This window comes from Arthrobacter sp. NyZ413 (assembly GCF_049390645.1).
In the GTDB taxonomy this organism is placed as follows: domain Bacteria; phylum Actinomycetota; class Actinomycetes; order Actinomycetales; family Micrococcaceae; genus Arthrobacter.
In genome coordinates this window covers 3,884,131-3,907,239 of the sequence record NZ_CP155434.1, presented here as the reverse complement: position 1 = coordinate 3,907,239, position 23,109 = coordinate 3,884,131, and the positions used below count along the sequence as shown (strand labels likewise).

The 23,109-nt window shown below is 65.0% G+C and carries 22 protein-coding genes and 2 riboswitches; of the genes, 11 read left to right on the top strand and 11 right to left on the bottom strand.

Features of this window, described 5'->3' with window-relative positions; genetic code table 11:
* Positions 1-162 precede the first annotated feature (162 nt).
* Positions 163-1,134: a DnaJ C-terminal domain-containing protein gene (locus tag ABCW42_RS18240; protein ID WP_423182513.1), complete on the top strand. Its 972-nt coding sequence runs from the start codon at positions 163-165 to the stop codon at positions 1,132-1,134.
* A gap of 36 nt (positions 1,135-1,170) precedes the next feature.
* A complete protein-coding gene (locus ABCW42_RS18235) occupies positions 1,171-1,593 on the top strand; it encodes a heat shock protein transcriptional repressor HspR (protein WP_423182512.1) in 423 nt (140 codons plus the stop codon).
* 235 nt (positions 1,594-1,828) lie between these two features.
* Here the strand turns inward: ABCW42_RS18235 and ABCW42_RS18230 are convergent, their stop codons facing one another.
* On the bottom strand, positions 1,829-2,230 hold the full coding sequence (locus ABCW42_RS18230; RefSeq protein WP_423182511.1) for a hypothetical protein: 402 nt from the start codon (positions 2,228-2,230) through the stop codon (positions 1,829-1,831).
* A gap of 23 nt (positions 2,231-2,253) precedes the next feature.
* Positions 2,254-5,637, bottom strand: a complete 3,384-nt coding sequence (locus tag ABCW42_RS18225; protein WP_423182510.1) for an SNF2-related protein — start codon at positions 5,635-5,637, stop codon at positions 2,254-2,256.
* Between the two features lie 167 nt (positions 5,638-5,804).
* On the opposite strand from ABCW42_RS18225, the gene ABCW42_RS18220 reads away from it, so the two are divergent.
* On the top strand, positions 5,805-6,635 hold the full coding sequence (locus tag ABCW42_RS18220) for a DMP19 family protein (RefSeq protein WP_423182509.1): 831 nt from the start codon (positions 5,805-5,807) through the stop codon (positions 6,633-6,635).
* A gap of 93 nt (positions 6,636-6,728) precedes the next feature.
* On the opposite strand, the gene ABCW42_RS18215 is transcribed toward ABCW42_RS18220, so the two are convergent.
* On the bottom strand, positions 6,729-7,073 hold the full coding sequence (locus ABCW42_RS18215; protein WP_423182508.1) for a hypothetical protein: 345 nt from the start codon (positions 7,071-7,073) through the stop codon (positions 6,729-6,731).
* Between the two features lie 4 nt (positions 7,074-7,077).
* Here ABCW42_RS18215 and ABCW42_RS18210 point away from each other — a divergent pair, with 4 nt between their 5' ends.
* The 3 genes from ABCW42_RS18210 to ABCW42_RS18200 all read left to right on the top strand — a co-directional run bounded on the left by ABCW42_RS18210 (position 7,078) and on the right by ABCW42_RS18200 (position 8,669).
* The gene (locus ABCW42_RS18210; protein WP_423182507.1) at positions 7,078-7,329 is read left to right on the top strand and encodes a hypothetical protein; all 252 of its coding nucleotides are present in this window, start codon (positions 7,078-7,080) and stop codon (positions 7,327-7,329) included.
* Positions 7,330-7,437: 108 nt separating this feature from the next.
* Positions 7,438-7,938 (top strand): sigma-70 family RNA polymerase sigma factor, encoded by a 501-nt coding sequence (locus ABCW42_RS18205; protein ID WP_423182506.1) that lies wholly within the window; start codon positions 7,438-7,440, stop codon positions 7,936-7,938.
* Complete coding sequence (locus ABCW42_RS18200) at positions 7,935-8,669, top strand: anti-sigma factor family protein (protein ID WP_423182505.1); 735 nt, start codon at positions 7,935-7,937, stop codon at positions 8,667-8,669. Before ABCW42_RS18205 ends, ABCW42_RS18200 begins: the two co-directional genes overlap by 4 nt.
* 72 nt (positions 8,670-8,741) lie before the next feature.
* Here the strand turns inward: ABCW42_RS18200 and ABCW42_RS18195 are convergent, their stop codons facing one another.
* The 4 genes from ABCW42_RS18195 to ABCW42_RS18180 form a co-directional block, all read right to left on the bottom strand.
* Entirely contained in the window at positions 8,742-9,617 is an 876-nt protein-coding gene (locus tag ABCW42_RS18195; protein WP_423182504.1) for a methylenetetrahydrofolate reductase, read from the bottom strand.
* Positions 9,614-10,639, bottom strand: a complete 1,026-nt coding sequence (gene lipA / locus ABCW42_RS18190; protein WP_423182503.1) for a lipoyl synthase — start codon at positions 10,637-10,639, stop codon at positions 9,614-9,616. The genes ABCW42_RS18195 and lipA overlap by 4 nt, the downstream gene beginning before the upstream one ends.
* A gap of 49 nt (positions 10,640-10,688) precedes the next feature.
* Positions 10,689-10,793, bottom strand: a riboswitch (glycine riboswitch).
* 1 nt (position 10,794) lies between these two features.
* A riboswitch (glycine riboswitch) is annotated at positions 10,795-10,892 on the bottom strand.
* Positions 10,893-10,971: 79 nt separating this feature from the next.
* Positions 10,972-12,177, bottom strand: a complete 1,206-nt coding sequence (locus ABCW42_RS18185) for an MFS transporter (protein WP_423182502.1) — start codon at positions 12,175-12,177, stop codon at positions 10,972-10,974.
* Positions 12,178-12,316: 139 nt separating this feature from the next.
* A complete protein-coding gene (locus ABCW42_RS18180) occupies positions 12,317-13,300 on the bottom strand; it encodes an aldo/keto reductase (protein ID WP_423182501.1) in 984 nt (327 codons plus the stop codon).
* A 143-nt stretch (positions 13,301-13,443) separates the two neighbouring features.
* Between ABCW42_RS18180 and ABCW42_RS18175 the strand changes: the two genes are divergently transcribed.
* Positions 13,444-14,331, top strand: coding sequence for a helix-turn-helix transcriptional regulator (locus tag ABCW42_RS18175; RefSeq protein ID WP_423182500.1), 888 nt, complete (start codon positions 13,444-13,446; stop codon positions 14,329-14,331).
* A gap of 25 nt (positions 14,332-14,356) precedes the next feature.
* On the opposite strand, the gene trmB is transcribed toward ABCW42_RS18175, so the two are convergent.
* The gene (trmB, locus tag ABCW42_RS18170) at positions 14,357-15,292 is read right to left on the bottom strand and encodes a tRNA (guanosine(46)-N7)-methyltransferase TrmB (protein ID WP_423182499.1); all 936 of its coding nucleotides are present in this window, start codon (positions 15,290-15,292) and stop codon (positions 14,357-14,359) included.
* Between the two features lie 90 nt (positions 15,293-15,382).
* Positions 15,383-16,282, bottom strand: coding sequence for a hypothetical protein (locus tag ABCW42_RS18165; RefSeq protein ID WP_423182498.1), 900 nt, complete (start codon positions 16,280-16,282; stop codon positions 15,383-15,385).
* A 216-nt stretch (positions 16,283-16,498) separates the two neighbouring features.
* On the opposite strand from ABCW42_RS18165, the gene ABCW42_RS18160 reads away from it, so the two are divergent.
* The 4 genes from ABCW42_RS18160 to ABCW42_RS18145 all read left to right on the top strand — a co-directional run bounded on the left by ABCW42_RS18160 (position 16,499) and on the right by ABCW42_RS18145 (position 21,354).
* Entirely contained in the window at positions 16,499-17,680 is a 1,182-nt protein-coding gene (locus ABCW42_RS18160; protein ID WP_423184944.1) for an MFS transporter, read from the top strand.
* Between the two features lie 47 nt (positions 17,681-17,727).
* Positions 17,728-18,699 carry an Lrp/AsnC family transcriptional regulator gene (locus ABCW42_RS18155; protein ID WP_423182497.1) on the top strand — a complete coding sequence of 324 codons (972 nt, stop codon included), beginning with the start codon at positions 17,728-17,730 and terminating at the stop codon, positions 18,697-18,699.
* A gap of 189 nt (positions 18,700-18,888) precedes the next feature.
* The gene (locus ABCW42_RS18150; RefSeq protein ID WP_165962239.1) at positions 18,889-19,656 is read left to right on the top strand and encodes an SDR family NAD(P)-dependent oxidoreductase; all 768 of its coding nucleotides are present in this window, start codon (positions 18,889-18,891) and stop codon (positions 19,654-19,656) included.
* Positions 19,657-19,704: 48 nt separating this feature from the next.
* Positions 19,705-21,354: an amino acid permease gene (locus ABCW42_RS18145; RefSeq protein ID WP_423182496.1), complete on the top strand. Its 1,650-nt coding sequence runs from the start codon at positions 19,705-19,707 to the stop codon at positions 21,352-21,354.
* A gap of 105 nt (positions 21,355-21,459) precedes the next feature.
* Here ABCW42_RS18145 and ABCW42_RS18140 read toward each other — a convergent pair whose 3' ends face one another.
* A complete protein-coding gene (locus ABCW42_RS18140) occupies positions 21,460-22,143 on the bottom strand; it encodes a cache domain-containing protein (RefSeq protein ID WP_423182495.1) in 684 nt (227 codons plus the stop codon).
* A gap of 17 nt (positions 22,144-22,160) precedes the next feature.
* Positions 22,161-22,934, bottom strand: a complete 774-nt coding sequence (locus ABCW42_RS18135; RefSeq protein WP_423182494.1) for a FadR/GntR family transcriptional regulator — start codon at positions 22,932-22,934, stop codon at positions 22,161-22,163.
* Between the last annotated feature and the right edge of the window lie 175 nt (positions 22,935-23,109).

Below are 23,109 nucleotides of genomic sequence, written 5' to 3'. Positions count from 1 at the left end.
CGCGGATGAGGGGGCCCCGCCCCTTCGCCGGGAGGCTGACGATCTCCGATCGTTAGCCACCCGGCTTCGGCAGGCCCGATGCCACTCCCGGGCCCCCTCATCCGCTACGGCTCGCGCGGTATTCTCGCCGTAGCGCTTTTGTTGATTTGAAAGGAAACGCCCTTGGCCAGCCAGGACTGGGTTGAGAAGGACTTTTACGCCATCCTTGGTGTCGCCAAGGACGCCTCTGACGCCGATATCAAGAAGGCTTACCGCAAGCTTGCGCGGAAGTACCATCCGGATACCAATGCCGGGGATGCTGCCGCGGAGAAGAAGTTCAAGGACATTTCCGAGGCGTATTCGGTGCTTTCCGATCCCGAGGAGCGCCAGCAGTACGACGCCATCCGTGCCATGGGTGGGGCGCGCTTCGCTCCGGGTGCGGGACGCGGGGCTGGTGGACCGGCGAATGGCGGCTTCGAGGACCTGTTCGGCGGTCTTTTCGGCGGCGGTGCCCGCCAGCCTTCCGGCGCGGGCGGAATTCCTCCGGAGTTCGCCGACCTTTTCGGTGGCGGTTTCGGCGGCGCCCAGCCCGGTTACCAGCGCGCCCCGCAAAAGGGCAGCGACCGCACGGCGTCTACGTCCATCTCGTTCGCCGGCTCCATCCACGGAACCACGGTCAGCCTGCGCGAAAGCAACGGCAACGTCATCGACGTCAAGATCCCCGCAGGAATCAGGGATGGCCAGAAGGTGCGCCAGCGCGGCAAGGGAAACCCCGGGGCCGCAGGCAATGGCGACCTCATTGTCACCGTGAACGTCAAGCCGCACGATTTCTTCAACCGCGACGGCGACAACATCCGCATCCACGTGCCGGTCACTTTCGCTGAGGCCGCCTTGGGTGCCAATATCCACGTGCCAACGCTCGACGGCGATTCCGTCACCGTGCGCGTTCCGGCCGGCACTCCGTCCGGCCGCACGCTCAGGGTCAAGGGCCGCGGCGTGAAGACCGCGAAGGTCACCGGCGATCTTTTGGTGACAATCGACGTCGCCGTCCCCCAGAACCTGAACAAAGAAGCGGAAGAAGCCGTCAAGGCGTTCGCCGCCGCAACTTCCGATGCCGATCCCCGTCACGATCTCGCCGCGAAGGCACGCTTGTAGCGGCAGGAACACAGCACCAGCAGAGAGGGCGTAGTCATGGCCATCGACATCAACCAGCCGATCTTCGTCATCTCAGTCGCGGCCGAACTGGCGGACATGCATCCGCAGACGCTTCGCCAATACGACCGGCTCGGCATCGTGTCGCCTAGCCGTGCCCCGGGCAAATCGCGGCGCTACTCGCAGCGGGACGTCGATCGCCTGCGGGAAGTGCAGCGGCTCTCGCACGAGGGCGTGTCGCTTGAGGGCATCAAACGCATCCTCGAGCTTGAGAACCAAGTGGCCGCCCTGCAGTTCCGGGTGGCCGAGTTGAGCGAGGAGCTCCAGCGCCGGCGGAGCCCGGTCGAAGCCCGTATCTTCGCCGCAGGGGCCGCCGGCGACGTCGTCAGCCTGGCCCGCGGACAGCGCCCCCGGGCCCGGTCGCAAGCCGTCGTGGTATGGCGTCCCACCCTCGAAAAATAGCCCACCCTTACGAGTTTGTGTACACCTAACACCCCCTAAAACGCCTCTTAATGGGTGCGACGTGTACACAAACTCCCCGCTGGACGCAGCAGTGGGCGGACGGGTCATCGCCAACAACCGACAACCCGCATACAAGAACCAAACTCAGCACAAACGCGAGCCTCGGACGTCGCCGGACCCATTCCCTCATGGCGCAATACTAAGCAAACGTGAGATGCGGAAAAGACTGGGTGCCTCAGCCTGCGGACGGGCCTCCGACGACTCCCCTGGAGAGCGAAGCCAGCAGCACGGGCGAGCTTTGGTTCGCCCACGTTCCCGTCAGGGATGCTGCTCCCGGGTCCTTTGCCTCAAGGTCGAGGACCCGTTTGACCAATAGGGTCACTTCACCGGCGTCGATGCTGGTGGTGGGTCCTTCCGTCGTCGGCGCCATCGGGGTGAGGGCAGGAACGTCGTCGCCCGGCTTGCCGCTTCCTTTGACCTTGACCGTGCTCTCGCGTGGCTCCAAGCCGCCTTCCATTTCCACGAATTGCTCGGCTTCCCCTTGTCCCGTCAGGATGGCAGCGACCACTGCGGCGACATAGACGGGGTCGGCGCAAGCATCGTAAACCCATCGCGTGCCCAGCACGGAGTGTTCCATGGTGGGAGTTTGTGTACAGCAGGCTACTCCGCGAACAGGCCCGCCAAGTCCTCGGCCGTCAGGGCACCGCCGGAGAGGGCATCGCCTTCCATGACATCGGCGAACAGTTGGGACTTCTTCGCCTTGAGCGCCATGACTTTTTCCTCGATGGTGTCCTTGGCCACGAGCCGGTAGACCATGACGTTCCGCGCCTGTCCGATCCTGTGCGTGCGGTCAACTGCCTGCGCTTCGGAGGCCGGATTCCACCACGGGTCCAAGAGAAACACGTAGTCCGCCTCGGTCAGGTTCAGCCCGAAGCCGCCGGCCTTGAGCGAAATCAGGAACACGGGCGCCGCGCCGTTCTTGAATTCGCTGACGACGTCGGCACGGTTCCGGGTGCCGCCGTCGAGATAGCAATACTCGACTCCCTCTTCCTCAAGCCGCGCCCGGACTTTGCCCAGGAACCCCGTGAACTGGCTGAAGATGAGCGTCCTGTGGCCTTCGGCGATGATGTCTTCAAGTTGTTCGAACAGCACGTCGATCTTGGACGAGCGCACAGCGGACAGGGATTCGTCCACGAGCGAGGCGTCCAGGCTGAGCTGGCGGAGCAGCGTCAACGACTGGAAGATCGTGAACCGGTTCTTGTTGATGTCGTCGATGAGCCCCAGGATCTTCTGCCGCTCGCGCTGGAGGTGCGTCTGGTACACCTTGTGGTGCCTCGGGTTGAGCACCACTTCCAGCACTTGCTCCTGCTTGGGCGGCAGGTCCTTGATGACCTGCTCTTTGGTGCGGCGCAACATGAGCGGACGGACCCGACGGCGGAGCTTGGCCAGCTGGGCTTTGTCACCGTTCTTTTCAACGGGCTTCTGGTAATACTCCGCGAAGCGGCGTGGGCTGGAAAACAGGCCAGGAGCGACGATCGACGTCAACGCCCAGAACTCCATGAGGTTGTTCTCCAGCGGCGTTCCCGTGATGACCAGCTTGAACCCGGCCGGCAACTTCCGGGCACATTGGTACGCCTTGGATTGGTGGTTCTTCACGAACTGGGCTTCATCGAGCATCAGCCCGGCCCATTCCCGGGTCGCATAGGCTTCAAAGTCGATCCTGAACAGCGCGTACGAGGTGATGACGACGTCGGCCCCCGCCAACGCGTCGACCGGATCGGCGCCGCTCTTGGCAAAGGTTTCCCCGACGGTCTTGACGCGGAGCGCGGGAGCAAAGCGCTGCGCCTCGGCCGCCCAGTTGCCTACGACGCTCGTGGGGGCGACCACCAGGAAGGGAGCGCCGCCGCCAGATTCAGCATGTTCTTTAGCCGCGCACATCAAAGCAATGGCCTGCACCGTCTTGCCGAGGCCCATGTCGTCGGCGAGGACCCCGCCAAGGCTGTGCCGGTACAGGAAGCTCAACCAATTGAAGCCCTCGAGCTGGTACGGACGAAGCTCCGCGTTAAGTGAAGCCGGCAGCGGGAGGCCGGTCACGCCGTCGTCGAGCAATCCGCCGACGGCCTCGCGCCACGCGGCCGCCTGCTCATCCACGATCCCCAGGTGTGCGAGCTCATCCCACAGGCCGGCCTGGAACCGGCTGATCTGCAGGGTGCCGTGCCGGTCCGGGTTGTCCTGCAGGGACCTGGCTTCGTCAATGAGAGCGCGCAGCTGGTGGAGCTCGGGCAGGTCCAGCGAGAAGTAGGCGCCGCTCGGCAGCAGCATGCGGGTCTGGCCCGCCGCGAGCGCGGAAAACACCGCTGCGAAGGACACTGGTTCGCCTTCGAGCGTGATGACGATCCCGAGGTCGAACCAGTCGCGGTTGTCCGTGGCCTTGGTGGAAATGGACACGACCGGGGCTTCGGTGGCTTCGCGGTAGTCGGCGATGTCGCCGGAGGTTTCGACGACGACGTCGGGCAGCTCGCTGAGCCGGGGCAGCACTTCTTCGGTGAAGGCCAGGGTGTCCAGGCCGTCGAGCGACGCCGACGCCGCGAGCCGTGGTGCACCCCATCCTCCGCCCGATGACTCACCGAGCACCGCAACCACGTCCCACGGCCGGCCGACGGATTCGAGGATCCGGGCTTCTTCGGCGTCGTCGCGGTAGCCGTGGTCGTCCGGATGGCGCCAGAGGGGCTGCGCCGTGACCAGGGTCCCGGCTTTGTAGTGCCATTCCCAGTGGAGCCTGACCCGGTGGTCCGCGCCGTAGTTGGCCAGCAGGGACAGCGTCGGCACGGCGAGGACCGGCAGTTCCACGGAATGGTCCGCCGCCGTGACCCGCGTTGACTGCTTGAGTTTTGGATAGAACGCGGTGAGGAAGCGCTGCTCGTCCTGTGCCGGGATCCGGAGCCGGGATGCGCCCATCACGAAATCCAGGAGTTCTTCCGACTCCCCGCCTTCGAGCCGTGCGAGCGTAATCAGGTTCTCGGGCGCCACAACTCCCGGCAACCCTTCCTCAACAGGGCCCGTGAAGAACAAGCCGTGCGCGGGGCGCCCGATCAGGCCTGCTGTCGCGGGGTCGACGGCCTCCCCCGCGACGGTGACCGACGCCGCCAACTCGAGTCCGCCGTCGGGCTCGCTGCCGCTGTGGCGGCTCAAATCGAGGCCGACGACGGCGGGCTCCGCGGCAAGGCGGACCGGTTCCGTTCCGCCGGAGTGGATGAGCTCGACGCCGGCCTTTGCGGCATCTTCCAAGAGGCTCCACAGGTTCTTGCCGGCGAAATCGTTGAGCAACAGCCACATGCTTGAGGTGAGCTGGCGATGGTCAGTGGTGGAGTGTGCCGCGAGGAAGGCCTGCATCCACTCGATATGCGCCTCGTTGAACTCGCGTTTGTACCCGAGGTAGCTCAAGTTCGTCCATGAGACGTCGCCGCGGATCCACTTGCCTTTGGCTCCCATCATGACGGGCCGGGCCTTCAATTGCCGGATGCTGCGGACAGGATCGCGGCGGCCTGTGTAGGAGAAGTGCGGAGCAGGCTCTTCGACCTCGAAGGCGAGGGCCAGGGGGAGTCCCTGCCGTTGCGGAGCAGCTCCGGGAACGGCGATCAGCTTGCTGAGCGCCTGCTCCCACTCCGGACGCCGCACGGATTCGCCCGGCCGCGCTGTCTGTCCGACGGCGGGAGCGCTCAGCAATTGGGCCCGCACCACCGGCTGGTCCTCGGCCGCGAAGAGCAGGGCGGCCACATGCTTGCAGTCCTTGCGCACCGGGCAACTGCATACTCCTACCGTGCAGCTCCAGCCGCCCGGCTTGCGGACGAGCTTGGCCGAGGTGGAATACGGCTTGGCGGCGTTTCCTTGGATCTTGCCCAGCATCAAGCCAGTGGCCGCATCGAAGCTGATCCCGCTCACCCGGCCACCCATGGCGTAGGCAAGGCCGGCCGCGAGGGAACGGTCATTGATGGCGGGTGTCTGAATCGCCAGTTCCCAAGAGTCGTCGGGGTGGGAAGGCATTCGGTAACGCTACTTTCGGCAGGAGGCTATCTATGAATCCTAGGGCCCACGGGCCAGCCCTGAAACTTTGCCGGACGTTCACCTGCCCCTAGCCTGCCCGGGCACCGCCCCCGCGTACGTTGAAAGGGTCCGGAGCAGCAAAAGCTTCCAAGCAGTGAGGAAATCCCATGACCATCAATGAGCAGCCCGTCATTCTGACGAAGGACAGCATCGAGGCCTCCGACGCGGACGTTGTGGACGCGAACGTCAACGTGGTCAACGAGATGTACGAGGAACTCCTCAACCACGAGGAAATCGCAAGCAACGCGCTGCGCAGCTACTTTGTGGACTACTACCTGACCCAGGCACTCTCGGGCGGCTTCGCCCAGTACGTCTTCACCGTTCCCGAGCGCGAGGAAGTGGACACCTTTGTCCGCGAAGGCCTCGAAGCCATGGGAGCCACGCGCCACCTCGAACTGTTCAACCGCACCGCCGCGGCGTTCGATGCCTTGAGCGAAGAGGACGCAGAAGCCTACCTTGACGGCGACCTCGACGAATCCGACGAAGCTTCCGAACCCGTCGCGGAACTCGAAGCCCTCGACGGCGAATTCGAATCCCTCCTTGAAACCGAGAACATCATCGCCCTCAGCGCGGCATGGCTCCGCGGCCAGGACGGCCTCCTCTACCTGGACGAGGACGAACTCAAGGCCCACATCGCCGAGCGCGTTGCCCTCATCCCGGACCTGGAGGAGCGCAAAGCCGAGGCCGCCGAAGCCGAGCTCGAGAACGCCCCGGAATTCGAACTCATCATCCGCGAACTGTGCGACGTCGCCGGCTACCAGCTGGACAAGATCACCATGGGCGATCCCAACTTCGAGCACGACGGCGAAACGGTCCTCGCCTGGCACTTCTCCACCGATCACGGCAACTACATCATGATCGAGGAGGACGAGGAAGCCTTCATGATCCACCCGGAGACGAAGGAAATCATCGCCGCCGTCGAGTTCGAAGACGCCTAGGACCCTCGCCCACCTTTGACGCCTCAAGCGCGAACGCCCTTTCAGGTCACCTGAAAGGGCGTTCGCTGTTTGGCGGCAGGACGTGGGCGGGCGTCAGTAGGAGGAAGGGCTGCTGCTGGTCGTGGCCGTCATCATGGAGCCGGAGGGGCTGACCAGGAACCAGATGCCTAACACGCCTTGGCCGTAGGTGTCACCGGAGTCCTCGTCCTTGGAGTAGAAGTAGATGGGCATTCCGTTGATGGTGATCTGCATCTTGCCATCGGCCGTCGGGATGGTGCCGATGGTTCCACTCACCCCGTCAACCGCCGGCATCGTCGAAGTGGTTGTCACGGGAGGCCACGTCGTGGCGCAGGCGCCAGTGCAGGCGCTCTTGCCTGAATCCTTGACGTCCTTGGTGAAGAAGTAGACGCTCTTGCCGTTCGCCCCGACTACTCTCACGCCCATGCTTGACGACGCCGTCTTCAGTTCCGCCATCCCGGTTGAAGAGCTCGACGACGACTCCGAACTCGAAGCTGTTGGGCTCGACATAGAGGCACTAGGGGTGGAGGTGCTCGACGAACTGCTCGAGCTGCCGGAACTTCCCCCGCACGCGGAGAGCGAGACGGCCAGAGCAAGGACGCCAAGACCGGTGATGAGTTGCTTCTTCATGGTGTGCTCCTTCGCTGGACCGGCCGTCGGACGAGCCGGATGCTAACCCCTACGACGCCACAGGGTGAAGAATGGTTCACAGCCTTGAACTTTTTCTGCCGCGGGTACGTCGTATGGCAAGAGAAGGGGAAGCCGAAGCACACAGGAGGCGTGGATGCCGCTTGACGAGGACGTCGTCGCCGCGATTTACCGCGACCATGGCACAGCCCTGCGCCGCTTCGTGCTGAGCTGCATGCCGGACGCCCACTTGGCCGACGACGTCGTGCAGGAAACCATCCTCAGGGTGTGGCAGCATGCGCCGCAGATCACCGGGAGCCTGCGCAGCTACCTGTTCCGCACCGCGCGCAACGTGATCATCGACAATTACCGCAAGGCCCAGAGACGCCCGCTCGAAGCGACGGAATACGACCCCGCGGATCCGGCGGAAGCCACCGAACGCGTGGACGAGCTCCTCAACCGGGTCCTCATGGAAGAAGCCCTCTTGCGGCTCAGCACCGAACACCGGGAGGTCCTGGTAGCACTGCATTACGAACGTTTCACGGTGAACGAGGCCGCGCTGAGGCTCAACATTCCCAGCGGTACCGTGAAATCCCGGGCCTTCTACGCCGTCAGGGCGTTACGCACCATCTTGGACGAAATGGGGGTGCAGCGATGAGCGAGTCAGGACTTCACCACTTGCTGGGCGCCTACTTGCTGGGCGGCTTGGAGCCGTCCGAGGTCCGGGCGTTCGAGGCGCACTTGGAAAGCTGCGCGGCGTGCGGGCAGGAACTCGCCGAACTGGAGAGCCTCCCGGCCCTCCTCGACGCCGTTCCGGTGCCCGACGCCGTCGCGCTCGTGGCCGCGCGCCCCGCCGTCGTCGAACCTCCAGCGGAAGGCCGCCCCGCCGTCGAACCTGGCGTTACCCCGGAGGCCCGCTCACTTTCCGGGGCTTCCAGCGAAACGCTCGCGCAGCCGATCCTCCTGAAGATCGCAGCGCGGCGCCGGAAATCACGACGCCGGTGGGCGGCTGTGGTGTCCGCGGTGGCCGCCGCGTGCCTCGGCTTGGGAGTCCTGGCCGGCCCGCTGCTGAGCCAGCCGCCCAAGCCGGACGCGAGCTATTCCGTCCAGACGGGCAACGGCCTGCAACTCACGGTCGGGCTCGTGAAGAAGGCATGGGGCACCGAGCTGGACCTGGAAGGCCGGAGCATGCCGTTGCAAGGCACCTTGTACCTCTGGGTCAAGGGCCGCGACGGCAAGGAGGAACTGGCGTGCGGCTGGACGGCGACCGCCAGCGGACACATCAAGGTGACGGGCGCGACGCCGGTCCAGCTCGCCGCGATCTCGGGCGTGGAGCTCCGGGACGACAACCAAAAAACGGTCGCGGTGATTTCGGTCCCGGGGAGCTGATTTCCGTCCCGGGGAGCTAGGGGGTCCCCGGGACGGTTTGGGGTCGAAACCGGATCCGGGTGCGGTGCTTAGCTAGGCCGTCGCGCGGTCGTCGGCGTCAGGCGCAATGCTCCACGACGGCACTGTGCTCCACGATGGCGCTGTGCTCCACGATGGCGTTGTGCTCCACGATGGCCTGTCCAGCCGGTTGAAGCTGTACAGGTGGATGCCCGAAATGCTGCCCGGCCGGGCCGCTAGCTCGGAGACAAACGGTTCCGGCGAGTACTTGTCGCCGCTCAGGAGGCGCTTGGCCAAAGCTCCCTTGCTGCTGAGGAACTTCAGGGACGTACCCACACCGATTTGGGTGGCCAGGCTGAGGAGCTTGGTACGGGGAACGGCGCCGGCCACCCCGGCCCACACGGGAAGCTCGACGCCTTCCCGACGCAGGAGCGAGACGTAGTCGAGGACTTTCGGAACGGAGAAGCACATCTGGGTGACCACGTGCGTGGCGAGGTGCTGCTTAGCGAGCACGGCGTCAAGCAGGTCCAGCCCGGTCACGGATGGGTGCCCTTCGGGATAACCTGCAATGCCTGCCGTAATCCGTCCGCCTGAGAGTTCCGCGATGTCCTCAAGCATCGGCAGGCAGGAGCCATAGGGACCTGCGTTCCGGGATCCGTCGCCGCCGATGGCGAAGACTTCCGTGATGCCCGCGGACTCGCAGTCCCGCAGGATTCCCGAGAGTTGGGCCCGGTCCTGCAGCCCATGGGCCGTGAGATGCGGCAGGACGGTGTATCCGAGGAGGCTCAGCTCCACGGCAACTTGCATGGTCCGGGCGATGCCGTGGTGGGGCAGGCAGGTGACCGTCAGCGGCATCGAGGGGGGAACCGACGCCCGGACCTTCTCGACAATGCCGTCGGAGGGAATGATCTCGATCCGGCTGGGAATCATGGTGTGTTCCTGGGTGGTCATGCCGAAGCTCCGTGGTTGAGGAGGGTGCGGGCTTCCTGGCGGGTGGTGCCGGAGTCCTGGATGCCGTCGGCGATGTGGGCAAGATGCGCGGGGATGTCGCGGCCTTTTTTGCGCATGGCGGTGGCCCAGAGGCGTCCGGCGCGGTAGGAGGAGCGCACGAGGGGGCCGGACATGACGCCGAGGAAGCCCAGTTCTTCGGCTTCGGTGGCGAGCTCGACGAATTCCTGGGGTTTGACCCAGCGGTCCACGGGCAGGTGGCGTTCGGAGGGGCGCAGGTACTGGGTGATGGTGATCAGGTCGCAGCCGGCCGCGTGCAGGTCCGCGAGGGCTTCGGAGATCTCGGCCCGGGTTTCGCCCATGCCCAGGATGAGGTTGGACTTGGTGACCATGCCCAGGTTGCGGCCCTGGGTGATGACGTCCAGGGAGCGGTCGTACCGGAACGCGGGGCGGATGCGTTTGAAGATCCGGGGCACGGTTTCGACGTTGTGCGCGAATACTTCGGGGGCGGAGTCGCAGATCGCGGCGATGTGCTCGGGGTTGCCGGAGAAGTCGGGGATGAGCAGTTCCACGCCGGTGCCGGGGTTCAGTTCGTGGATTTTGCGCACGGTTTCGGCGTAGAGCCAGACGCCTTCGTCTGCCAGGTCGTCGCGGGCGACGCCGGTGACGGTGGCGTAGCGCAGGTTCATGGCCTGGACGGAGCGGGCGACCTTGGTGGGTTCGAAGCGGTCCAGGGGGGAGGGTTTGCCGGTGTCGATCTGGCAGAAGTCGCAGCGGCGGGTGCATTCGGAGCCGCCGATCAGGAAGGTTGCTTCCTTGTCTTCCCAGCATTCGAAGATGTTCGGGCAGCCGGCTTCCTCGCACACGGTGTGCAGGCCTTCTTTTTTCACCAGGTTCTTCAGGCCCACGAATTCCGGGCCCATCTGGACCTTGGCCTTGATCCACTCGGGCTTGCGTTCAACCGGGACGGCCTTGTTGCGCTGCTCGACACGCAGCAACTTACGGCCTTCAGGTGCCAAGGTCATGAGGAACTCCACAATTCAGGTGGCACGGGCGCGCCACGATGATCCGGTTCCTCCCCGCTCTGTATTGGACCTGAGAGTTTCCGCGTCGGTTGCCGAAGCAACGGGCGCTTGCACCGTCGGTGAGTCCGGTTTCCCGGGCTGCTTTCCAGAGTTGCCTTGCCGCGGCGGTACAGGGGCCTGAGAGATTCCTGGGGAGGATTTGCTCCTACGGCGCCCGCTGAATGTACCGGCAGGACTCTCCCGCCGCAGATCATAAGCGTGTGCCACCTTTCGGTGGCACATCTCACATGGTATCCGGTGCCCGCAATAGCCGCAAAGGACGGCCCATTCGCTCAGTCGACCGCCACGAGGGGACCGCGACGGCCAAACGCCCAGACTGTAAGGGCAAACAGGCTCAACACGACGCCGGCGAGTGCCACCGCGGTCCAGCCGCCCACGTTCCAGAGGAGTGCCGCCCCCGCGGATCCGATCGCTCCGCCGATGAAGTTGGCAGTGACGTAAACGGTGTTGATACGGCTGCGCGCCTCGTGCGAGATCGAAAGCAGGCGCGTCTGGTTGAGCACGCTCTGCCCCTGGATCGCGACATCCAGGGCGAACACCACCACAATCACGAGGACCACCGAGGTTCCGGCAAACGCCGCGAGCACGAACGAGGCGAGTGCCAGCCCCCACGCGATGCCGGTGGCGGGCAAGGACCAGCCGCGGTCGTGCAGGCGACCCGCGCGCTGCACCGTCACGGCACCGGCGATGCCTGCCAGGCCGAACAGCCCGATCACTTCCACAGGGAAGTGGAACGGCGGACCCGCCAGCAGGAACGTGAGCGCAGTCCAGAACAGCGTAAACGCGGCGAACCCGGCCGAGGACAACGCAAGCGTCCAGCGTACTGCGCGTTCCTTGAGGACCACCGCGCCTACCGACTTCAACAGTTGCGGGTAGGAAAGGCGGGCTTTCGGGGCGAGCGGCGGAAGTGCCCGCCACGTCAGGAGAGCGAGGATCACGACGCCGACTGCCGCCGTCGCGTACACCGCCCGCCAACCGCCGACGGCGGCGATCAGGCCGCTGATGGTGCGCGAGGCAAGGATGCCGGTGAGGATGCCCGCGACGACGGTCCCCACCACGCGCCCGCGACGGGCGTTGTCAGCGAGGTCGCCAGCGAGCGGCGTGAGGATCTGCCCCGCGACGGTCGAGATTCCCAAGAGCGTCACGGCAACCAACAGGAACGCCATCGACGGCGCGACGGCACACAACGCGAGGGCACCGACCGAGGCAAGCATCATGCCCGCAACCAGTTTCCGCCGGTCAACCACATCCCCGAGCGGAACGATGAGCAGGATCCCCGCGGCGTAACCGAGTTGGGTAGCGGTGACGAGCCAGGCCGCAGCCGCTCCCGAGGCGTGGAGATCGGCCGCGATCGAGTCGAGGAGCGGCTGGGACCAGTACAAATTCCCGACGGCGGCGCCCCCGGCCACGGCGAACAGCAGCGTGAGGCCTGTGGTCATGGTCGGACGCTTCGAAGCCGTGGTGAGTGGGGAGGTCATGCGGTGTTCCGTTTCTTCTTGTCCTGCGACGCAGTTCTTGTCCCGCGACGCGGAGAATGCCTTTCGCGCCCGGAATTCCTAGCGCGCCAGTCGATTTGCGCATCGCAAAACCTCCTCCGCGTCGCAGGGGGGCGAAGCCCTACGCCCACTTCCCGGTCAGGACCTCCGCGCGGTCCGTTGCCGGCGCAGGAGCGGGGGAGAGCGCTGAGATTTCCGCGCGGAGTTCCGGCGTCATATCGACGTCGAGTGCGGCAAGGGACCCTTCCAGCTGCTCAAGGTTCCGTGCTCCGATGATCGGTGCAGTGACGCCCGGGTGGGCCATCGCCCAGGCGACGGCGAGGGCGGCAGGTGAGGTGCCGGCGTCGTCCGCGAAAGAAGCGAACCGATCGGCGGTGGCGTGGTCGCTCTCTTGTCCATAGCGGTCCGCGTAGCGGGCATTCTCCACGAGTCGTCCGCCTCCGGGCTGCTGGCCGCCGCGGTACTTGCCGGTGAGGAGGCCGCCGCCGAGCGGGCTGTAGGTGATGACACCAAGGTTCTCGGCCCGGGCAAGGGGAAGGATCTCCACTTCGGCCTGCCGCTTGACGAGGTTGTACATGGGCTCGATGAGCTCGAACCGCGCCAGGCTTTCGCGCGCGGAGATGCCGAGCGCCGTCGCGATCTGCCAGGCGGCCCAGTTGCTCACTGCGGGGTGGAGGATCTTCCCGTCGCGCTGAAGGTCGTCGAGGGCGCGGAGCGTTGTCTCGATCGGGGTGTTCTCGTCGAAGGCGTGGACGAAGTAGAAGTCGATCCGGTCCGTGTCCAAGCGGGTTAGGCTCGCTTCGACGGCCTGGATGATGTGCCGGCGGGAGAGGCCTTGGGCGTTCACGTCGCCGCTGGTCGGGAAGAAGACTTTCGAGGTAATAACGACGTCGTCCCGTTCCTTGGCGATGAGCCCGCCGAGGATTTCCTCGGACGCTCCGCCCCCGTAGACGTTGGCGGAGTCGAAGAAGTTGATGCCGCGTTCGCGGACTTGGCGGTACATCGCCGCTGAGGTTTCCTGATCGGCTTCCGAGCCGAACGACATCGTGCCGAAGCACAGCGGCGAGACGTGGATGCCGGTTGATCCAACGGTCCTGAAGTTCATGGTGTTCCTTTCTGGATCTCCTGCGGGAAGCTGGGGCGTCAGTATCCATGCAACCGCGGTTCGCGCCGATCAGCGAGTGCCCTGACGTTACTGGTTCTGGCAGTACCTCCCACCCTGTTCCGGCCCTGTGTAGCGTTGAGCGCATGGACAATCGGATGGAGGTGCGCGAGTTCCTTTCGTCGCGCCGCGCGAAGATCACGCCGGAACAAGCAGGACTCACGGTTTTTGGCGGGAACCGCCGGGTGCCCGGGCTTCGGCGCGAAGAGGCCGCGATGCTGGCCGGAGTGAGCGTTGACTACTACACACGGCTCGAACGCGGAAACCTCGCCGGAGTGTCCGAAGGCGTGCTTGAGGCGCTCGCCAGGGGACTTCAACTCGACGACGCCGAACGGGACCACCTTTTCGATCTCGCCCGCGCGGCCAACGCCTCCACCCTGGCCAGGCAAAGCAAGCCCCAGAAGCAACGCATCCGCCCCAGCGTGCAGTTCATGCTCGACGGCATCACCACGATTCCGGCGTTCATCAGGAACGGCAGGATGGACCTGTTGGCAGCGAACCGGCTCGGCTACGCCCTCTATTCGCCCATGTACACCGATCCCGTCCGTCCTGCCAACCACTCGCGGTTCATCTTCCTCAATCCCCTGGCACGAGAGTTCTATACGGACTGGAACCTGGCTGCGAACAACAATGTGGCGATCCTCCGCACCGAATCGGGCCGCAACCCGTACGACAAAGGCTTGGCCGACCTCGTCGGTGAGCTGTCCATGCGCAGCGAAGAGTTCCGCGTCCGCTGGGCCGCCCACAATGTGCGCCGCCACTTCTCCGGGAACAAGCAATTCCACCACCCGGTGGTAGGCGAGATTGAACTCATGTTCGAGGCGATGACCCTTGCCGAGGACCCCGGGCTGACCTTGACCGTCTATCCCGCCGAGCCCGGTTCAGCCGCCGAGGAATCCTTGCGGCTGCTCGCGAGCTGGGCCGCGACAGAGCGCATAGAGGAACTCGCGCTGAGCAAAGCGCCCCAGCGCTAGGCGTTCCGGGCTGGCGCCGGGTACCTCAGATCTTGCGGTAGCTGAGGTCGAAGATCATCCGCCCGGCCTCGTGGGCCTTGTTTTCGAAGCTCGTCCGGATGCGGCCATCGAATCGCGGCGCCCAGCCGCCAACGTGGTCCACGCCTTCGTTCGGGCCCGTGTGTTCGGTGCTGACGGGTGCGCGGCCTTCCTTGACGGGTGCTCCGCCCACCATGGATTCGACGCCGGATTGCCACACTTGGGTCAATGGGCTCTCTTCTCCAGCCCGCTCGCCTTGGTGCAGGTTTTCAAACTCGGTGGAACCAGCGAGGACCTCGCGGACATGCACGGCATAGTTGGACCAGTCCGTAGCGATCCGCCACAGCCCGCCCTTCTTGAGCGAGCGCGCCGCGAGCTCAGCGAATGCGGGCTGGATGAGGCGGCGCTTGTGGTGCCGGGACTTGTGCCAAGGATCGGGGAAGAAGACCCACAGTTCGCTTACCGATCCTTCCGGCAGCATGGTGGCGAGGACCTCGGGTGCGTTGGCTTCCACAACGCGGACATTCGTCAATCCGCGGCTATGGATCTTGATCATCGTATTGGCCAGGCCGGGCGTGTAAACCTCCACGGCGAGGAAATCCTTGTCCGGATTCTGCTCCGCGGCGTGGCATACGGCCTCACCCAGTCCCGAGCCGATTTCGACGATGAGGGGAGCTTCGCGCCCGAACTCGGCTCCGGCGTCGAACACGTAATCCGGGTGCACGGACGTGTTGGCGACGTGCCGCGGAACCTGGATGGCCCAGCGGTCCGAGTGCTCATCCCACGCGGCCTGGCGGCGTCCCTGGAGACGGGTCCCGCGGCGGACAAAGCTGACCGGCCGGCCACCGTAGGTGCCGAAGGAGGCCTGGGTGCCGGGAGTTATGGGGCGCGAAGACTGCGTTGTTTCAGGGGGAGTCTCAGGGGATTCTGGGGTTTCACTCATCCCTTCCAGAATACCGTTGGAGCGGCCATGGCCCGGTTGGAGCCTTGCCGTATGTGGATAAGCCGTGAAACAACTTGCGGGCAAAGATCGTCACGGAACACCACACGGGTCTTTCGTGCCGCCGCTGAGCCAAGAGGCGCTCGCGGGAACGTAACGTGGGCAGATCGACCCGCCCAGGTAGACGTGCTGCCAAGAGGTCCTGGCCAGCTCGGCCGTGACCTGGAAGGGCGCACCGTGGTCATCGATCTTCTGAACGGCGGTCTTGCCTGATTCCAGGACTGAGAGCTCGAGGTCGACGGAACAAAGGGACTTCCTGGTGTCGATCTGGACGACCATCACTTGTTGCTGATCCTTCGCCAAGAGAATGGTGTTGTCGAGGAAATAGGGCCTTTCCGTGGAAGCGCCGGCCGGAGAGTACATGGCCGAAGGGTCAGGATCATCGATGTGGAGAGAGACCAGTAACGACGCCTCAAGGAAAGCGGGAGGCGACTCGAACAAGGTGCCGGAGTATGGCGGCTGAGTACATTTGGATACCGGTTTGAGGTCTAGGATCCGGACCGCTTCACTGCGGTTGCCGGACAGGGTCAGTTGCACGTACATGATGCCGGGACTCACGCCGCCCTTCGATTCCAGCCAGGCATGCTGCGCCTCCGGAGCCATGGCGTTCAGCTGGTCCAAGTCTTGGCTCGTGAACATTGCAGTGGCCGGGAAGGCATAGGAGCGGCCGCCCACGTCCGAGATCTTCACCAGGTCCACACGGACTGGATCGCCCGTTTCCGTGAGGTTGTTCAGGACAGTTCCGAAGAGCGGCACCAGCATGTTGGTGATGGCGATACCCAAGGCAGCCACCACCACGCCGCCTAGCCACACTATGGGCCTGGCCCAGAGTGGTTTGGGCTTTTTGGTGGGCCCCGATGTTGTGTCGGATGTGGCCTTGGCCGGCCTCGACCCAACCTTGACCCGCCCCGCCGGTTTCCTGCTGGCTTTCATCGCGCCTCCTGCGAATGAACAGCCTGCCGCCATTTCCTAGCATCATGGTGCGCCGCGGCAAGCGGGATGGAAAGAGGAAACCATAAAGCGGGGAGCGTTCGTGGAACTGTCCGCAGCGGCTGCCAGAATGAAGGTGTGACCCCCGGTTCAAGCGCCCCCAGAAACAGCAAGCCGCAAACCCGCGACCTCCCGTCCGGCGCGCGTACGCGGCAGGAAATTCCCGCAACACGTGCGGGGCTCGTCTTCCTGGGGATCTGCTTGGTGCTCATCGGACTCAACTTGCGCACGGTGTTTTCGAGCTTTTCGGCGGTCCTCCCGGAGGTGACCGCCGACGTCGGCCTCCCGGGCTGGGCGGTGGTGGTCCTCACCACCGTTCCGGTCACTTTGCTCGGCGTTTTCGCCCCGCTTGCGCCGGTCCTCGCCCGCCGTTTCGGGGCGGAGCGGGTGTTGCTGGGTGCCATGGCGGTGCTGGCCGCGGGCCTCCTGTTGCGTCCGGCGGAACTCGGCGCGGCCGGGCACTTGCCCGCGCTCCTGATCGGAACGGCGGCTTGCGGGGCGGCTATTGCCTTGTGCAATGTGTTGTTGCCGGGAGTGGTCAAGCGCGATTTCCCGCATCGCCTCGGCCTCATGGGCGGCCTGTACACGACGGCGATCTGCGCCTCCGCCGCTCTTGGCGCCGGGTTCACCTACCCGATTTTCACGGCGACCCGGCAGTGGACCTCGGCGCTGTGGTTCTGGGCGGTGCCCGCCGTCGTCGTCCTTTTGCTGTTCCTGCCGCTCGCGGTGCGCCAGCACCCCGTCCGCCGCCACGCCGACAGCGGGGGCGCGAACGTTTGGCGGTCCGCCGTCGCGTGGCAAGTGACCATCTTCATGGTGCTCCAAGCCATGATGTCCTTCAGCGTTTTCGCCTGGTTGGCGCCGATCCTGCGCGATCGGGGGATCGACGGCGGTACGGCCGGCTTGATCGTCTCGGTGTCGATCGTGCTCCAGATGCTTGGCTCCTTCCTGGCTCCGGGGCTGGCCGCCCGTTTCAAGGACCAGCGCGCGATCAACACTGTGGTGGCGCTCATGACGGGAGGCGGCTTCGCCCTCAGCATCTTCGGCCCCACGCAGCTCGTCTGGATCTGGACCGGGCTGTTGGGACTCGGCCAAGGGAGCCTCACCGCCGTTGCGCTGACCATGATCATGCTGCGTACCCGGGATTCCCACACGGCCGCGCACCTTTCCGGAATGATGCAGGGTGTGGGCTACGGACTGGGGTCCACCGGGACCTTGATGGTTGGCCAGTTGCACCAAGCCACGGGTGGTTTCGCTGCCGCGGGCCTGTTGTTCCTGGTGGTTGGATCATTGGCCGCGTTCTTCGGTTTCCGGGCCGGCCGGGACCGCTATGTGGGTTAGCGAGCCCTGACAACGCCTTTGGCGCGCGAGGCGGCATAATCGGGTACATGGTCATGCTGGCACCCACGCGCGAACTGGACGGGCTCGACAGGCGGATTGTCGGCGCCCTCCAGGTCAACGGCCGTGCCTCGTGGCGCCGGATCGCCGAGGTTTTGGGGGAGCCGTTCAGCACCGTGACCCGGCGGGGATTGGCTCTGTTGGAGTCGAACATTGTCCGCGTGGCCGGGCTGGTCTCGCTCGGTCCCACCCACCTCGTCGAGGTGCAGTGTGAGCCTTTGCGCCTGGCAGGCATCGCTGAGCAGCTCGCCGAAGACGCGGACGCTTCCTTCGTCTACGCCCTGACCGGTCCCACCCGGCTGTTGTTCGAAGTCCAGGCCCGCCCGGGGCGCCTTTCCAGCCTGGTGCTCGAGGAAGTTCCAGCGCTCGACGGCGTGGTGCAGGTGAGTGCCTCGCCCGTCATGGAGTACTTCCGCACTGTGGCCGAGTGGCACCCCGGTCCGGTTACCGCCGCTGAGACAGCCGCGCTCCAGGAAGTGCCGCCGCCGCTTTCGCGGCCAGTCGCAAGCGCAATGCTCGACGACGTCGATTCCCACCTCGTGCGGCTCCTCGTTGCAGACGGCCGCGTTCCGGTCGCCGAACTGGGGGACGCGGTGGGGCTTTCCGCGCCAGCCGTCCGCAGGCGACTCAATGCCCTCCTTGAGGAAGGCAGCTTGAGCGTGCGGGCGATCGTGGACCCCGTGGACATCGGGCTGCCGATCGAAGCCGTGGTCTGGGTCCGCACCGCGCCGAGCGATGCCGCGGACGTAGGTCGCTTGCTGGCCGAAGCTCCGGGGGTCCGCTATGCCGTGATGGCGATGGGCGAATTCCAGCTCATGGCCAACGTGACGCTCGCGAGCCTGAATGAGCTCCGTGATTTCCTCACATCCTCGCCTTGGGCGGCCCGTGCCCAAGCAGTCCGCAGTTCGCTCGTGGTCCGGGCGTACAAGCGCGGCGGCGTCCGCATGCCCGTCCGAGACTGAGTTTCCTCCCCCTTTCGCTTTCCTTCGTGTGATGTGTGGCGCTGTTGTGAGGTCTACGAAAAAAAGATTTAAAACTAAATTCTATTGTCTCAACTGCTGATGGCACTTACAGTTGATGAAGCCGCCATCTGAGTGACCAGGATCACTCCGATGGCGTTTTCCCAGCGTTAAGACCTCCGGAGGTTGATAGTGAATACCTTGTCGCTCACTGGCCAAGTGGCCCTCGTCACGGGCGCCGGCCATGGAATCGGCCGTGCCAGCGCCCTCGCCCTCGCCGAGGCCGGCGCGCTCGTGGTCGCGTCCGACGTCGACTTCGCACGCGCCACCGAGACCGAACAGCTCATCAAGGACGCCGGCTACGAAGGCGTGGCAGCAACCGCCGATGTGACCGACGAAAAGGCGATGATCGCCGTCGTCGACGACGTTGTCCGCAAGTTCGGCCGGCTCGACGTCGTCCACGCCAACGCGGGCGTGCTCATGGCCGGAACGGCTCTGACACAAACCCTCGATGAGTGGGACAAGACGTTCACCGTCAACGTCCGCGGCACGTTCCTCACCGTCCGCGCCGTCCTTCCGCAGATGATCAAGCAGAAATCCGGCGCGATCGTCATCACCGCGTCCGTGTCCGGGCTCATCGGCGAGCCGGACCTTGTGGCCTACAACACTTCCAAGGGCGCCCTGGTGAACCTCACCCGCCAGTTGGCCGTGGAGTACGCGGAGCACGGAATCCGCGTGAACGGCGTCTGCCCGGGCTGGATCGAAACGGGATTCAACGATCCCGTCCTGGGCCACTTGGACACTGCCGAACTGGATCAGCTGGTCGACCGCCAGGTCCCCTTGGGCCGGCAAGGCACGGCCGAAGACATCGCCCCCGCGGTCGTATTCCTCGCCTCGGACGGAGCACGGTACATCACCGGCCAGTTGCTTCCGATCGACGGCGGCCTGACGTCAATGTAGCCGTCCGGCTTTCCCCCAACCTCCCGGCTCACCCCAAGGACAATTGCCATGTCTGTCACGCAAACCCAAAATTCCGACGACGAAGTCCTCGCCCATCTTGGTTACAAGCCCGAACTGAAGCGGTCTTGGTCCGGCTTTTCGAATTTCGCCATCTCCTTCTCCGTCATCTCGATCCTCAGCGGACCGTTCATCAGCTTCTTCATCGGATGGAACAACGGCGGTCCCATGGCCATCGCCTGGGGCTGGCCCGTGGTGTCCGCGCTCATCCTCGTGGTGGGCCTGTGCATGGGCGAACTGGTTTCGGCCATGCCCACCTCCGGCGGCATGTATTACTGGGCGGCGAAGCTCGGCAGCCTGCGTTCCAGCTACTTCACCGGCTGGCTGGACTTCCTCGGACTGCTCGCGATCGTCGCCGCAGTCGCCTACGGGTGCGCCACGTTCATCGACCTGACGCTGTCCTCGTTCAACGGTGACTGGGCGGCCGGGTACTCGCTGACCCGCGTCTTCCTGATCTTCGTCGGCGTGCTTGTGGTCGTCACCATCCTGTCGATCTTCTCCAGCCACCTGCTGGCCATCTTCAACAACATCTCGGTGTGGTGGCACGTCGTCGGCACGGTCGCGATCATCGCGATCATCGCTTTCCTGCCGCAGCACCACGCGAGCATCGCCGACGTCTTTACCCAGCGGGTCAACAACACCGGCATGTTCAGCGGCAGCACCGACGGCCTGGGCTTCATCTTCGTCATCCTGCCCCTCGCGGTGATCCTGCCGCAGTTCACCGTGACCGGCTATGACGCCTCGTGCCACATGTCCGAAGAAACCAAGGGTGCCGCCAACTCGGCCGCCAAGGGCATCTGGCAGGCCATCCTCTACTCGGCCATCGGAGGCTGGATCCTGCTGCTCGCCATCCTGTTCGCCGTGCAGGATCCGGCAGCCGTGACGGCGAGCGGCGGCAACGTGGTCACGGTCTTGAACCAGGCCCTCAGCGGCCCGTGGGTCAGCGCGGTCCTGGTGATTTCCACCGTCGGGCAGTGCTTCTGCGCCATGGCCTGCATGACCTCCACCACCCGCATGCTTTTCGCCTTCAGCCGCGACGGCGCAGTTCCCGGCGCACGGTTCTGGACCCGCCTCAACAAGAAGGGCGTGCCCCTCTACAGCGTCGCCCTCGTCGCGGTACTCGCCATCATCCTGACCCTCCCCGCGCTCGTGGAAGTAGACATCAACGGAGCTCCCGTCCCGGTAGCGTTCAACGCGGTGGTGTCCATCGGCGTCGTGGGCCTGTACCTGGCGTTCGCAATCCCGATCTACCAGCGGCTCAGCGCCGGTTCGGCCTTCAAGCGCGGCACCTGGAACCTCGGCCGGCACTACAAGTGGCTGAGCCTCGTCGCGGTCATCGAGATCGGCGTGACCACGGTCATCGCGATCATGCCGACCTCCTTGGGCGGGATCCCGTTCACCCCCGACTTCGACTGGAAATACTTCAACTACACGCCCCTTGTGGTCGGCGGCACCCTGCTGGTCCTGTGGATGGCCTGGCAGCTCCGGGTCAAGAACACCTACACCGGCCCCCGCTCCACCGTGGACCTGCCCGACGGACTCACCACAGCCGAAGAACTCGAAATCGAATTCGAACAGCACCACCCCGGCCACGAGCACCACCAGGGCCACGGAAACAAAGACCGGATCGATATTTCCTAGCTCGATAAGTCAACTGCCGGCGTCAGCCCGGAGCAGCCACATGGCCGCTCCGGGCTGACGGTCGTTCCGGCGTCGTTTCCCCTGGTGACTCAGCCCGCCATGCCGTTAGCCGGCGACGATGAGGTGCCAGGGGGAAGCCGCGAGTTCCGCGACCGGGACAGGAACCGAGCCCGGGTGTTCCTCCGGCCGCTCGAAGCGCGTGCCCGGGGCGAACCGGGCGCTGTTGGAGGCTACAACTTTGCCCGTTTCGGTAATGAGGGCGATTGGCTCGTCCCTCCGCCCAAGGTTCCGGAGAAAGACGCGCTCGATGAAGTCCATGGTCAAGTCGGCCCCGGCGATCGCGACTGTCCGGGATTCGATGACTACCGGCCTCGACGCCGTGACGATCTTCGTGTTGGCGCCGCCGAAGTCCAAGTAAGGGCCGATCAGCTCGGGGCGTCCGGAGGCCAGAGGGCGCTCGAACCAGGTCATTTCCGTGTAGTCGTAGTAGTTGACGGAGGCTGGGTTGAGGTTGTGCGGCACGAAGACCAGTTGCCCGTCGATCAGGCTCCACCACTGATGCCAGGTGTCGGCGTCGTCGAGCAGGCCCGGAATGACGGAGACTCCTGCGCTCTCCACGAGGCCGGCTTGGTCCCCGACGATGCGCGCCACCTCAGGTTTTAGCGCCTCAAGCATGTTCCGCGACGTTCCGGAGGGCGCGATGATCCCGGTGGTTTTCTCCGCCAGCACCCTGAGGTCGGCGAATACCCTGTCCAGCCGCTGGCCGAGGAACGCAGCCGTGGCCTTCATAACGGATTCCGGTGCGCTCATTGCGGGTCGGCCAAGTCCGAGGTGAGCAAATCCAGGTGTTGGTCGATGATCAGTGCACCTTCCCGTTCGAAGTGGGCGATCGCAGAGTCTTCGGCTGCCGCCGCGTCTCCCTGCTCGATCATGGCGAGCATGTCCTCATGGCCCTGCACGGCGTTTGAGTGCTCGAGGCGCCATGCTTCACCCCAGGTCAACGGGGACAGTTCGGCGTGCACCTGGATCAGGAGTGAGGTCAGGCGCCGCGATTGCGCTGCCACGCCGACTCCGATGTGGAGGCGGGCATCGGCCTGCCGCAGCATGTGCGGTTCCGAACTCGAAGCGAACCGTTGGGCGAGGCTTCGAAGCCGCCGGACGTCCAGTTCATCCGAGCGCCTCGATGCGAGCCGGGCCGTGGATCCTGCGGTTGAAGCGGCGAGGTCTATGAGGTCGCGAAGGTCGCTGCTCTTGTAGTTGCGCAATTCGCGGGCAATGTCCGTCTCCCGCACGGCAAGCATGCCGGTGACGTAGCTTCCTCCGCCCCGGCCGCGGCGGGTTTCGAGGAGTCCCTTGCTCCGGAGGACGGCCAGCGACTGCCGGAGCGTCAAGGGGGATACGCCCAGGCGATCGGCCATCACCAGTTCCGGGGGGAGGCGTTCGCCGGGGTTAAGCAGGCCCAGTCCGATGGCGGTTTCAAGCTGTTGGGTCACTTGTTCGGCCCGGCCGGACATCACTTGCCCCTGGGCCCGGACCTGAGCCGCCATGTCGAGGGCACGGAGGGAAACCGTTCCGCCCATGTCCGTCACCGTTGACCCTCCCACCTGTTCGGGTCGCTCCCGCTTGGCTTGCTTCTTGATACCTGAATTCTAGAGTTCTGAAAGTTAGTTCTAAAACTTTCACCCCCGGCGTTTTCCTGCCTGTTCGGGTCGCCATGGGCCGGTCCAGGCTTGGGTGCCCCGAAGCAAAAACCTC